Annotated in this window: 12 protein-coding genes; 5 read left to right on the top strand and 7 right to left on the bottom strand. The window is 25.1% G+C overall.

Translation table 11 applies throughout. The annotated features are described in order from the left end of the window. Positions 1 to 6 precede the first annotated feature (6 nt). The 7 genes from infB to ACZ5CK_RS00925 form a co-directional block, all read right to left on the bottom strand. Positions 7 to 2,139: a translation initiation factor IF-2 gene (gene infB, locus ACZ5CK_RS00955; RefSeq protein ID WP_464582931.1), complete on the bottom strand. Its 2,133-nt coding sequence runs from the start codon at positions 2,137 to 2,139 to the stop codon at positions 7 to 9. A 34-nt stretch (positions 2,140 to 2,173) separates the two neighbouring features. After that, a complete protein-coding gene (locus ACZ5CK_RS00950) occupies positions 2,174 to 2,509 on the bottom strand; it encodes a L7Ae/L30e/S12e/Gadd45 family ribosomal protein (RefSeq protein WP_464582041.1) in 336 nt (111 codons plus the stop codon). A gap of 128 nt (positions 2,510 to 2,637) precedes the next feature. Continuing rightward, positions 2,638 to 3,873, bottom strand: coding sequence for an isoamylase early set domain-containing protein (locus ACZ5CK_RS00945; RefSeq protein WP_464582040.1), 1,236 nt, complete (start codon positions 3,871 to 3,873; stop codon positions 2,638 to 2,640). A gap of 11 nt (positions 3,874 to 3,884) precedes the next feature. Further along, complete coding sequence (locus ACZ5CK_RS00940) at positions 3,885 to 5,261, bottom strand: hypothetical protein (protein ID WP_464582039.1); 1,377 nt, start codon at positions 5,259 to 5,261, stop codon at positions 3,885 to 3,887. Beyond that, on the bottom strand, positions 5,258 to 5,989 hold the full coding sequence (locus ACZ5CK_RS00935) for a hypothetical protein (protein ID WP_464582038.1): 732 nt from the start codon (positions 5,987 to 5,989) through the stop codon (positions 5,258 to 5,260). The genes ACZ5CK_RS00940 and ACZ5CK_RS00935 overlap by 4 nt, the downstream gene beginning before the upstream one ends. 45 nt (positions 5,990 to 6,034) lie before the next feature. Continuing rightward, positions 6,035 to 6,769 carry a hypothetical protein gene (locus ACZ5CK_RS00930; RefSeq protein WP_464582037.1) on the bottom strand — a complete coding sequence of 245 codons (735 nt, stop codon included), beginning with the start codon at positions 6,767 to 6,769 and terminating at the stop codon, positions 6,035 to 6,037. A gap of 175 nt (positions 6,770 to 6,944) precedes the next feature. Next, on the bottom strand, positions 6,945 to 7,877 hold the full coding sequence (locus ACZ5CK_RS00925) for an enolase C-terminal domain-like protein (RefSeq protein ID WP_464582036.1): 933 nt from the start codon (positions 7,875 to 7,877) through the stop codon (positions 6,945 to 6,947). 73 nt (positions 7,878 to 7,950) lie between these two features. On the opposite strand from ACZ5CK_RS00925, the gene ACZ5CK_RS00920 reads away from it, so the two are divergent. From ACZ5CK_RS00920 to ACZ5CK_RS00900, 5 genes are read left to right on the top strand one after another with little or no spacing between them, the layout of a single operon-like run. After that, positions 7,951 to 9,660 carry a cache domain-containing protein gene (locus ACZ5CK_RS00920; RefSeq protein WP_464582035.1) on the top strand — a complete coding sequence of 570 codons (1,710 nt, stop codon included), beginning with the start codon at positions 7,951 to 7,953 and terminating at the stop codon, positions 9,658 to 9,660. Between the two features lie 20 nt (positions 9,661 to 9,680). Further along, positions 9,681 to 10,226 (top strand): SiaB family protein kinase, encoded by a 546-nt coding sequence (locus ACZ5CK_RS00915; RefSeq protein ID WP_464582034.1) that lies wholly within the window; start codon positions 9,681 to 9,683, stop codon positions 10,224 to 10,226. Positions 10,227 to 10,238: 12 nt separating this feature from the next. Next, positions 10,239 to 10,619 (top strand): DUF1987 domain-containing protein, encoded by a 381-nt coding sequence (locus ACZ5CK_RS00910; protein WP_464582033.1) that lies wholly within the window; start codon positions 10,239 to 10,241, stop codon positions 10,617 to 10,619. Positions 10,620 to 10,637: 18 nt separating this feature from the next. After that, on the top strand, positions 10,638 to 12,233 hold the full coding sequence (locus tag ACZ5CK_RS00905) for an ATP-binding protein (RefSeq protein WP_464582032.1): 1,596 nt from the start codon (positions 10,638 to 10,640) through the stop codon (positions 12,231 to 12,233). After that, a complete protein-coding gene (locus ACZ5CK_RS00900; RefSeq protein WP_464582031.1) occupies positions 12,226 to 12,876 on the top strand; it encodes a response regulator in 651 nt (216 codons plus the stop codon). Before ACZ5CK_RS00905 ends, ACZ5CK_RS00900 begins: the two co-directional genes overlap by 8 nt. Positions 12,877 to 13,064 lie beyond the last annotated feature (188 nt).

Genomic DNA, 13,064 nt, shown 5'->3' with positions numbered 1-13,064 from the left:
TATCAATTAATCCTCTTTTTTACCAAATTCCAAAGTTCTTTCTACTTGAATGAATTTATAAAATTCCATTTCATCGCCTTCGTTAATATCATCGAAGTTTAATATTTTTATTCCGCATTCTTTTGGAGCATCAATCCTTTTCACTTCATCCTTATAATGTCTTAAAGACTCTATTTTCCCATCATAAACTAATTTACCTTGTCTATAAAGTCTTACTCCACCATCTCTTTCAACATATCCTTCTTTTAATTGTATACCAGCTATATTTCCAACTTTCTTTATTTTAAACACTTGTTTTACTTCACCGCTACCTGTAATTTCCTCTTTTTCTTCAGGTTCTAACATACCCTGTAAAGCTTTCTTTAAATCATCTATTAAATTAAAGATTATATCATATCTTTTTATTTGAATATTTTCGCGTTCTGCATACTTAACAGCTCCACTATCAGCCTTTACTCTAAAACCCAATATAACTGCATCAGAAGCTGTAGCAAGCATTACATCACTTTTAGTAATTGCACCAATTCCACCATGAATCACTTGTAATTCTATCTCAGGATTTTCAAGTTTTGCAATTGCATTTTTTAATGCCTCTAAAGATCCAAATGTATCAGCTTTTAAAATTATGTTTAAAGTTTTTTGTTCTCCTTCTTCTCTCATCATTTTCAATGCGTCTTCAAGTCTTATATGTCTTTTTTGAACTACTTTTTCTTCTAATGCTTTTTTCTTTTCTACATAATCCCTTGCTTCGTGTAATGTTTTGACTCCATATAATATAGAGTGCATATCAGGAACTTCTTCAAAACCTAATATCTGTACAGGATCAGCTGGACCAGCTATTTTAACGTTTTTCCCATTCGGATCTATCATTCTTCTAACTTTACCAAATGTGCTACCCGCTACAAAATAATCCCCTACTTTTAACTTGCCATCTTTTACTATTGTAGTAGCTACTGGTCCTAAAAATTTATCCAATTTACTTTCAATAATTACTCCTCTTGCCAAACCTTCAGGATAGCATTTTATTTCCTGCATTTCAGATACAAGTATAATCATTTCTAATAACTCATCAATTCCTTGTCCAGATTTAGCGGAAATAGGAACTGTAATAGTATCTCCACCCCAATCCTCAGGAATTAAATTTAATTTTGCTACCATTTGTTGTTTAGTTAAGTCTACATTTGCATTTGGTTTATCTATTTTATTTATAGCTACAATAATAGGCACATTTGCATTTTTTGCATGATTATAAGCTTCTATAGTTTGAGGCATTACTCCATCATCTGCTGCAATTATTAAAACAACAATATCTGTAGCTTGAGCTCCTCTTGCTCTCATTTCTGTAAAAGCTTCGTGTCCAGGTGTATCAATAAATGTAATCTTTTTCCCTTCATAATTTACTTGATAAGCACCTATAGACTGGGTAATTCCACCAGCTTCTTTTTCTGCTACTCTTGTATTTCTTATATTGTCTAATAATGTAGTTTTTCCATGATCAACATGTCCCATTATCGTTACAACAGGTGCTCTTTCAATAAGTTTATCTTCATTTTCTTCATATATTTTCTTCCATCTTTCTTTTAATTCATCCTCTGGATCGATCTTATCCCTTAAAGTTTTTTTCACTTCTTTCTCTTCTTTCGCTTCATCAACAACAATGTCTAATAAAGCATTAAACATCATAGCAATTTCTTCTGCTTGGTCTTCACTTAAAACTTGTCCGGGCCTTAACACTTTACCTTTCATAAAGAATTCTTTAATAATATCATTTTGCCCTTTTCCTAATTTATTTGCTAAAATATCTAATTTTAATTCAGATTTAGTTATTTTTATTTCTTTGATTTCATCAGATTCAACCTTAGTTTTGCTTTCAGTTATTTCTTTCTTTTGCTTTGGTTCACGTTTTTTTCCTTTTTTATATGAAACCTTTTTTTGCTTTGTTTTTTCTTCTGTTTCTTTTGATTTTTCTATATCAACTTTTTTATTTGTCTTTACTTCTTTTTCTTTTTTGTTTTCATTTATTTTTTCTTCAAAATATTCTTTAATCGCGTCAACTTCACTATCTTCCAAAGAAGACATATGACTTTTTAACTCATATCCTAAATCCCTTAATTCCTCCAAAAATTCCCTAGCATGCATCCCTAATTCTTTAGCTAATTGATATACCCGTGTCTTAGACATTCGAATCACCTCCAACATTTGCTACTTCTTTTATTCCATTTACAATATTTTCATCTAAAACTCCAACAACACTGATTTCATCTTTTCCAAGAGATCTCCCTAATTCTTCTTTCGTTATATTTTTCAAAAGAATGTAGGGAACATGGTGGGATTCGCACCTTTTTATAGTATCTTCCTTTATTGATTCCCCAACATTGGAAGCTATAATTATAAATTTGGATTTTCTTTTTGGATTTCTAATATATTCTCTTATATTATCCTTTCCAAATATTATTTTTCTCATTCGTGATGCAAACCCCAAAAGGTTTACAACCTTTTGTTCATTCATTCTTTTACCTCCAATTATCTTTTCTAAAGTAATTATAACATATAAAATTAGAATAAAAAAATGTTCATTATAATATAGAAATTAAATAACAGTAATTTAACAAAAAATCCTCCCGAAGGAGGATTTTATTAGAAATTAGAACTTGCTGAAATATAAAAATAATAATTTTCAAAATCCTTTTCAAAATCATTTCCTAATTTAAAGGATACTGCTATATTATCTTTCTTCAATCCATATCCTATCTTATAACCAAAATTACTAAAATTATCATAATATAAATCTAATAAAATATTTGATTCACTAAAAATACCATAAGATATATCAGACTCAATGTTATATGCATTATTATTTAAACTATAATTTCCTGTTAAGGATATAAATTTATTAAATCCACTTGTAATATATATTTCTTTATTAGAAAGATCATATATTCCTTTTATCATTATATTATCATTCAAATAATTTGCCATTACATACTCTAACTTATCTGAATACTTTCCTTCAATCCCGAAACCATTAGCTTCTGCTCTTACATATATATTCATAGATGACGCACTTGTTTCTGGTAAAAATAAAGCATTTATTTGAACAGTTTTTAAATCAATATTTCCTGTGATAAAATAATTTAAATTATTATTATCAGAAAATAAATCAACACCCAAATTAGCAAATTTAGTTTTAACTATTCCAAAAAATCCAGAATTTGATTCTTCTATATTTTCATTAAATGTAATTAAATCATTAGCTGCATTATTTTTATAAATTCCAAATTTAAAATTTGAATTCTCCCATGTTGCTTTTAAGGAATTTAATCCCAATTGCCAACTATAATTATCTGCATTTAAAACAGCCTCAAAATTCATACCAGATTTTTTAGGATTGATAGTTAAATAAAAATTATGAGTTATTTCTGGCGATTTAAAAGAATATGTATCCATATTCACTTTGGACTTTAAATTAAATGAATATTTACCACTTAATATACCGCTTTCTTGTTTTTCTGGTTTTTTTATTTTTAATTTTCCATTTTCTAAAACCAAGGAAAAAGATCCATTTTTTCCACCATAACCATCAGGAACATAATCTGGGGCTTCTGGATCTTCTTTCCAATCTGTACCATTAATTACAAATTTATACTGATAATCTCCAGGAGCCAATCTTAATGCAACTCTCCACAATCCACTTTTAGCTTTTTTCATAGGTTGTGCTGTTGGATCCCAATTATTAAAAGAACCTGCTAAAAATACTTGCGATGCAGTAAGATCTTTGAATTCAAAAACCACGTTATTTTTATACACATAAACCTTTGAAAAAGATATAATAGATAAAATTACTATAATATATATTAACAATATTTTTTTCATACACACACCTCCTAAAATCCTGTTCTAACAGTTAAAGATAATTGTTTCTTAAATTCTTTTGAAGCGCCAAAATTCCCATCGCCAAGACTTAGTAATAATTCCATATTGGAAAAACCTGTATATTTTGCTTCTAAATACATTGTCTTATATCTTTCTATTACACCATATATATACATACCTTTTCCATATATATTCAAATTACCAAATGATTTTGACAATGTTCCATATAAAACTTCAGAAAAGCCTCCACTATAAACAGTAGAATTTTCTATATTCACTGCATTGTTTCCAAAAATATAGGATAAATTATAATAATAACCAAACATATTTCCATTTATATTAGATGAAATAGAAAATGATTTATACTTTTTTATATCCTTCCAATCATCTTCTAATCCATATTTATATACAGAAATATTTGCATTACCTATAACAGGTAAATTCAATGGAATATTCACAGAAAATTCTAATTTATCTATATTATACTTATTATTTTCAAAAGGCATTCCTAAATATATATAATTATAATTATTTAGTGAAAAGTAGCTTTTCAAATAATCTAATGAAAAATTAGAAAAATCATTATCTTTAAAATGATAATCACCTTCTAATGTAATTCCTAATTTATCAATGTTAAATTCATCTCTAATATTTTGTGAAAAACTATCTGGCAAATAATCCTTTTTATAGCCTGAAGATAGATATTTTATATATAATGAATTTTGAATTTTTCCAAAGTTTATTTTATTTCCTGCAAAGATAAGATAATTATTATCCAGATAATTCTCACCTTTATCATATGAATATCCAAATTCCCCAAATAATTGATTATTTCCTAAATTCAAGTTAAAATCAAATAATCTCCAATCTGAATAAATATACTTTGTAAAAAATTCTCTTGAATATATATAACTATAATAGAAATTTCCTAAAGGTATACCTCTTATATGAGATATTAAAATTGAAGAAGACCCACCATCTTTTTTTACTAAATAATTTTCAGCATGTAATATTGGTAAATCAAAACTATATATAATTCCATTAACAGCTCCGATTTTTTCATTATTAAAAGCATTTATCCAATCTGTAGTATTTACGCTTTTCTTTTTCCACAAAGTTTTAATTTCATTTGTATCAAATTTAAAATTAAATTCTCCATCTGTTATATAATATTTATCATCATCGCCTTTATTAAGATTTAATTCTCCAGAAAAATTTGAATCATTTGGTTTAACATATAAATCTAATTTTAATCCATTATAGTAAAATTGAGCAGGTGATGATTCTAATATATAAGTCCAAGATGTTTCTAAATTTCCATTGATTTGAATATCAGAAAAAACAAATATTGAAATTAATAAAATTAAAAACAAAAAGATCTTTTTCATTGTGAATCACCAGCCTTTAATTCTTCAATTTCAACATAACTAATTAAAGGATAAAATTTAATTTTAAACCCTGTCACATTATTTTTAAAAGTATATATCTTATTTTGAGATGAATCAGAATATACATCACCGTTAAATATCATTTGCCAAGGTTTCCATGTTGTAGATACTGGTATCTTATATTCAATATTTTCTCCTTTATTATATGTATTATCTATTTCTATTTCAAAATGATTATTTACTTTATTCATCAATTCTGGAGACCAGTTATTGAAAGTTCCAGCAGCATACCAATTCATATTTAATTTTGTATCATCACCAACACCAATTGCTTTACTATTGACAAGTTTATCTAAATTTAAATAAACCGTTACTTGATTGCTTGATAGAGCAGATTTTAAAATAGGGATAGAATCAGAAACTATATTTCCATCACTTTTTACATTAAACACTTTATAATAACCTATATAAAATTTACTACCATCATTATCTATTTCATTAAAATCGATTTCAGAAGCATCTATTGTAGCTTTATATAGTTTTAAATTCTCATCATAAACGAATTTACTTTTTTCAATAATGTTATTATCATCTGTTTGCAGCCAATTATTCCCATCATATCCTACATATATGCCTTCCGGAACAGATAAATTTAATATTTTCATTAAACATCCAGAAAAAATGAACACCGAAGAAATTATTAAAATTAACAATACAACCTTTTTCAAAAACATCACCTCCTATTAAAAAAGCCCCAAAAAGGGGCTACTTAATTATTTCCAAGCATAAATTTTATTAACTATAGTTTCATTATCAGTTACAACAATCCATCTATTTGGTATATCTGATAATCCATCAGGCATTAATTCAACATGATCCCATGTATTATCTAAAACGTATTTATATTGATACAATTGATAAGAATTAAGAGTTAAAGTAACTTCATATTTTCCATCATTTAATGTCAAAGGTGTGCCATCCCAAGAAGCATTTATTAAATCTCCTCTAATATATACTCCAGATGCTTCAGGTGTGTTGTTTGGAATTTCAACCACCAATTTTACTGTAACTGGTGTAGACATAGAAGAATAATCTATTGAAGTATCAGCAAAATTCCAAATTCTCAATTTTTTTGATTCAAGTGGTTTTTCAAAAATAACCCTATTTGTTAATTCTTTTCCATCAGGACCTTTTTCTACCCCAGCCCAATCCATTTTATCAGAAAATTTAAACTGAATAGGATATTCTAAATTATCCCAATCCAATTCAACATTAACCATTTTTTTTCCATTTTCTGTAACTACATCATATACATAATCATCAGAAAATGTCCAATTATTAAAATTCCCTGCTAAATAAATACTTGTTATACTCGAAGGCAAACTATCTGGCAAATCTACTTTTAACATAATAGGTTCAGGTTGTTCTTCAACTTTAGGTTTTACACATCCTACTAATGCAAAAGATAAAACTGCAATCAACATTAAAAATATCCAAAATTTTCTCATACACACCCCTCCTATAGATGTAATGTTATATTTTTGTTGCAATAATATTATACAACTATTTTTAATATTAAGAAACTTCAAAAACAGTTATTATATACAATTATTTATTGTTATTTATATTTATACATTATTAATAATAAAATTCAATAAAAAAATAAGAAATCCATCGGATTTCTTATTTAGAGGTTTTTTCTATATAATGTTCATAATCAAGATCTATGTAATTAAAAGAATTTTTTATCTTTTTAGCCCAATTTAATGTAATAGGATGTTCTATTCTGGATGAAATCATTGTTTCTAAACCAAGGCTCCTTGCTAAATTTAGATATTCTGCTGTTTTCATTATTCCACCAAATTTTGTTAATTCAAAAACCAATCCTGTTGATATATCTTTTAATTTCATAATATCATGAATATTTTTAAATGATTCATCCCAAAAAACTGAATATTTTAACAACAAATCTTTTACCGCAATTTCACTTCCAACTGGTAATGGCTGTTCAATTGCTATTATATTAATATCTTTAAAAATATCCAAGATTTTTTTTACCTCATAATGATTAAATATTCCCTTAAAATCTATCCAAACATTGTATTTTCCTATATTCTCTTTCAATATTTCTAATTCTTCTAAAGATATTTTTTCTAAAAATTCTATTTTTACTGCAATTGCATCATAAATCTCTTCATAGACAGAATATCCCATATCTTTATAAACATATACTTTTTTCATTTCTTCATTTAATGTATTTTTAGAAAATAATATTTTCGTTAAATCCAAATTTTTTGAATTTAATATATAATCAGCAATAGCTATTTCTACAGCAGTTTTTGATGACATATCAAATTTTACAATATTATTCATTTTTCTCTCAAATTCTGCATAATCATTCAAATCTATCCATTGTTCTGTTAATTTCCTCATTTTTTCTATAATTGCCATAGTTGTTTTATATGTTTCACCATAATCAGGATTTGGTGTTCCTGCACCAATACCTTCTACTCCATTTGAGTCAATTTTAAATACAGCATGTTCTACCCATTCCTTATTTAAATATTTTAAAACGCTTCTTTCTTGCCAATAATACACATCTCTTTTTCTATTCATATTATTCCTCCTATTTTCATATTTTTTTGATATAATTATAATATAATAAATATTAAAAAATGAGGTGCCAATAATGAAAAATAAACATAAAATTATTTTGCCTTTATCACTCATTTCCATTATATTAATTATAGGAATAGGTTTATTTTTCTCTATTAACTATTATAATATAAATTTAGGTAAAGCGCAAGACTATATAAAAAGCGAAAATTCTCTTGTTGCTACTTTTATCAATGATTATTTTAAAGAATTAATACATTTTGCAGAAACATTTGCTAATGATAAGGATTTTATAAACGCTGAATTTTCCAGAGAAAGTGAAAAAAAAGTTTTAGAAGTTTTAAAAAACTATCAAAATTCAAACAAAAATATTGCATATGTTTATGTGGGATACAAGAACAAGAAAATGGTTATTAATGATTGGGAAGTACCAGAAGAATTTGATCCCACTATTAGACCATGGTATAAAGAAGGAATTAAAAATCCAAAAACTGTATACATCGGAACACCTTATAAAGAATATAAAACAAAAGCTTGGTTAATATCTACAGGAAAAGCTTTAATTAACAAAAACAATGAAATTGTAGGTGTTTTATCTATAGATTGTTCTATAAGTCAATTTGTAAATTTAACAAATTCAGAAATAAGCTATAAAACCGGTCAAACATTCGTTGTAAATAAAGAAGGTACTATTATTCTTCATAAAAATCTTGAAAATATAAATAAAAAATTTATGTTTGATTTAAACTCTTTCGACAAACAAAAAGATCTTATAAAAGCTTCTATAAATTCTAAAAATTATTATGTTGCTTATACAAAATTAATTTCTACTGGTTGGTATATTATTACAACAGTTGAAACAAGCGAAGTTATGGCTCCAGTTATTAAAGGAGTTATTTCTTACTCATTAATTTCTCTCGCATTACTAATCGCTTTTGTAATCTTACAAAATACTATAATATCTAATGCAAAGTTAAAGACTTTAGTAGAAATAAAAACCAACGAATTAAAAGAAAAAAATAAAAAAATCATGGATAGTATTTTATATGCTAAAAACATTCAAAATTCTATTCTACCTTCAGAAAATATGTTAAAAAAGAACTTTAAAGATTTTTTTGTTTTTTGGAAACCCGCTGATATAGTTGGAGGCGATTTTTACTGGTTCAAAGAAAAAGAAGATGGTTCTTCTTACATAGCCGTGGTCGATTGTACCGGCCACGGGGTACCAGGCGCTTTAATGACGATGGTTGCAAATTCTTTATTAAACAGAATTATCGATGATACAAATATTAAAAATCCTTCTAAAATATTAAGTGAATTAAATATATTATTTAAAAAAGCCATAAATTCAAACAATAGGGATTATAGAATTGATGATGGCTTGGAAATTGGTTTATGTTATATTTCACCAGATAAATCAAAACTTATTTATAGCGGTGCTGGAATTTCTTTATATTATACACACAATGGTGAAGTCATTAGAATTAAAGCGGATAATAAGGGAATTGGTTATAAACGTTCTAAAGAAGATTATACCTTTAAAGAACATATTATTGAAATAAAAGAAAATATGTCTTTTTATATGTCTTCTGATGGGTATGAAGATCAAAATAATCCTGAGGGAAAGAGATTTGGTAGAAAGAATTTTATTAATTTGATAAAAAAGAGTTTTAATGAGTCTATGGTTAAACAAAAAAAGAGTTTTAAAGAATCTATTTATGAATATATGGCTGGAGAAGATCAAAGAGATGATATTACTATTATTGGTTTTAAATTAAAATAATTTCAAAGGGGGGAATTATTTTGTATCCGAAAATAATTCTTGAACTGAAGAAGAAAATTACAGAAAGTAATGTTATAATGTCTTTTATTGGACCTTTCTCTCAGGGGATAATTGAAGAAATCGGGAGAGCATTAAGAGAATATATGAAGAATGATAAAAATCTTAATACCCCCTCGAACAATGTTTTTTCTGTATTTATAGAACAAAGTCAAAATATCAAAAATTATGAAAGAATTTTAACCGCAGAAGAAAAAAATCACGTTTTTTTAGAATCTATATTATTAATAGGAAAAAGTGAGCAAAAATATTTTATCAGTTCTGGAAATATTATAAAAAAAGAAGATATGCAAAGTTTAAAAGAATATATTAATAAAATAAATTCTTTAAGTAAAGATGAAATAAAATTACTATATAAAAAAAGGTTAAAAGAAACTTTTAAGAGTAAAACCGGTGGGGCTGGTCTTGGTTTTCTTGAAATGGCTAAAAGAGCTTCTGAAAAATTCGAATACGATTTCATAAAATTAGATGAAAATTACTATTATTTTATATTAATAATAAAAGTTTAGGAGGGTAAAATAATGAAGAAATTATATATTGAACCTACAAAGTCTACCCCAGAAATTGATTTTGATCCAGAAAAGAATATTTTATCCATAAAAGGAGAATCTTATCCAGAAAATTCTTTTGAGTTTTATAATCCTATTTTTGAATGGTTAGAAAATTATTTTAATAATTTACCAAATGATGAAAAAGTTGTTTTTAAATTTGACATCAGTTATTTAAATACAAGTAGTACAAAATCCATAATGTTCATATTAGATATTCTTGAAGAAGCATATGAAAACAATAAAAATATAATAATCAATTGGTATTATGATGAAGATAATGAGTTTTCATATGAAATCGCCGAAAGCTTTATGGAAGATTTGAATATTCCATTTAATATGATTAAAAAATAAAATATTAGAGGTATAATTATGAGTGAAGACATATTTTTTAATGAAATAGAAATTCTAGAAAAACACAAAAAATTTTTAGAAAATAATTCTCTTTCTGATACTAAAATAAAAGAAAATTATTTTTCTTTAATAAAAAGTTATGAACAACTTTTAAATCAATCAAAAAAAATAGCCAAAATAAGTGATATTAACCATAAATTGTTAAATGAAACTAAAAAAAATTTAAAGCTACTTCTAGATAATTCCGAAGAAGGTTTTTTCACTTTTGGAGATAATTTTCTTATTAATCGAGATTATAGTAATGAATGTTTAAATATCTTTAATAAAGAAAATATTTTTAAAGAGAATGTATTATATCTGTTATTCGGCAAAGACCATGAAATAGAAAAGAAAATTTTAAATCACATCTTTGAAAATGATGAAAAAGAGGATGTTTATTTAGAGCTTCTACCAACCGAAATAAAGATAAACAATAAGATCTTAAAAATTAGATATAAAATACTCCATTTAGAATCAGAAAAGGAAATAATGTGCATAATTTCTGATATTACCGAGAAAAAAATACTGGAAGAAAAATTAGAAATTGAAAAAAATAATAATAAAATGATATTGAATATTATAATGTATAGAGATATTGTAAAAAAAACTATTGATGATTATATCAATTATTGTACAAAAGAATTATATTATAACATTAATACTATTCCCTTAAATATCTTTTTATCTGATCTTCTAAAAAAAATGCATACATATAAAGGCTTATTTTTACAATGGAATATGATAAAAGCTGGAAAAAATATTGATAATTTTGAAAATACTTTAAATTATATAAAAAAAGATAATATATCAAAAAATTATATTTTAAATATTATTCAGCAAAAAAAACCCGAAAATTTTATCGACTATGAAATAAATATTATAGAAAATATGTTAGGTAAAAATTTTTTAAAAGAAGATAAGTTGTGGATTGATAAAAACAAATTATTAGATCTGGAAAAATTAATAGAAAAAGAGCTACCAGAATCTTATTCCAAAAAAATATTAATTAAATTAAAAAAAATATACTACTCCTCTTTTATCGATATTTTCAATATGTATAAAAAATATTCCTATGAGTTGGCTCTTAAATTTGGTAAAGAAATTAATAGTTTTAATATAGAAAGTAATAGTAATATTTTCTTTGATCCAGAAATATACTTCAATTTTAATAAATCTCTCATACATATATTCCGTAATATTATTGTTCATGGTATTGAATTACCGGAAGAGAGATTATCCTTAAATAAAACTGCAGGAGGAAATATATATTGTAAAATTTTTGAAGATAAAGAAAACATTTATATCATAATATCTGATGATGGAAAAGGAATTGATATTAACAAATTAAAAAAAATCAATAAAAAAAGTAATAACGTCTTATATGAAATTTTCAAAGAAGGAGTTACTACATATGATTCTCCAAATGAATTTGCTGGAAAGGGTTGGGGATTAACTATTGTTAAGAATGAAATAGAAAAATTAAATGGAAAAATAAAAATTTCATCAAAAACTTTAAAAGGTACATCTTTTGAAATTATTTTACCAAAATCTTCAGGAGGTTTATTCCATGGCTAGAGTATTAATTATTGAAGATAATATAATTATAAGAAATACATTAAAAAATTTTTTAAATGAACTTGGTCATACTGTTGTCGATGAATTAGAAGATAGTTATAATTTGATTGATATATATCAAAAATTACAGCCCGATATAATAACATTGGATTTAATGCTAAAAAAAACTGATGGAATTCATGCTTTAAAAAAGTTAAAAAGAAAATTTCCGGATTCAAAAGTTATTATTATTAGCGTGATAAACAATAAAAAAGACATTTTTGATGCTTTAAATTTCGGTGCTGATTATTTTATTATAAAACCATTAAGCATAGAAAAACTTAAGAAAGCTTTAAATAAAGTCTTTATTTCACAAAATAAAGTTACAAAAATAAGAAAGCTTTATAAAAAACAAGAGGACGAAAAAATTTTAGAAGTTAAAAATGTGAATGGAGTTTTAAGAATTCATATTCTGAAACCTTTAAATGGAAAGGTTATTGAAAAAATAAATAAAATAGTTGACGGCTTTTTAATAATAAAACCTTTAAATATTGTTTTCACATATTTCGATGAAAATGAAAATATACTTGTTTTAAAAAAAGCATTGAATGACATAATGTTGAAAATAAAAAATCACGGTGGAAATGTTGATATAGAAATTTAATTTAACGCCTGTCGTTAAATTATAAATTGAAAATAAAATATAAAAAAATAATGTAAAGTGTAAAATATTTTTTTGAATATTTTGTGATTTTTTTATAAACTAAAACTTAGCACCGTAAGGTGCTAAGTTTTATGATATAATTAATAATACAAACTTTATAATACAATCTTTTCTGAAAGGAGTATCTT

It is taken from the genome of Marinitoga okinawensis (assembly GCF_055387075.1).
The sequence above is the reverse complement of the archived record's forward strand: the minus strand, read 5'-3'. Positions and strand labels throughout refer to the sequence as shown.

Excerpts from the sequence above, each read along its gene's own strand:
- ACZ5CK_RS00925 (WP_464582036.1), bottom strand. The coding sequence starts at position 7,877 with ATGAATAGAAAAAGAGATGTGTATTATTGGCAAGAAAGAAGCGTTTTA.
- infB (WP_464582931.1), bottom strand. The coding sequence starts at position 2,139 with ATGCATGCTAGGGAATTTTTGGAGGAATTAAGGGATTTAGGATATGAG.
- ACZ5CK_RS00945 (WP_464582040.1), bottom strand. The coding sequence starts at position 3,873 with ATGAAAAAAATATTGTTAATATATATTATAGTAATTTTATCTATTATA.
- ACZ5CK_RS00920 (WP_464582035.1), top strand. The coding sequence starts at position 7,951 with ATGAAAAATAAACATAAAATTATTTTGCCTTTATCACTCATTTCCATT.
- ACZ5CK_RS00950 (WP_464582041.1), bottom strand. The coding sequence starts at position 2,509 with ATGAATGAACAAAAGGTTGTAAACCTTTTGGGGTTTGCATCACGAATG.
- ACZ5CK_RS00900 (WP_464582031.1), top strand. The coding sequence starts at position 12,226 with ATGGCTAGAGTATTAATTATTGAAGATAATATAATTATAAGAAATACA.
- ACZ5CK_RS00905 (WP_464582032.1), top strand. The coding sequence starts at position 10,638 with ATGAGTGAAGACATATTTTTTAATGAAATAGAAATTCTAGAAAAACAC.
- ACZ5CK_RS00940 (WP_464582039.1), bottom strand. The coding sequence starts at position 5,261 with ATGAAAAAGATCTTTTTGTTTTTAATTTTATTAATTTCAATATTTGTT.
- ACZ5CK_RS00910 (WP_464582033.1), top strand. The coding sequence starts at position 10,239 with ATGAAGAAATTATATATTGAACCTACAAAGTCTACCCCAGAAATTGAT.
- ACZ5CK_RS00930 (WP_464582037.1), bottom strand. The coding sequence starts at position 6,769 with ATGAGAAAATTTTGGATATTTTTAATGTTGATTGCAGTTTTATCTTTT.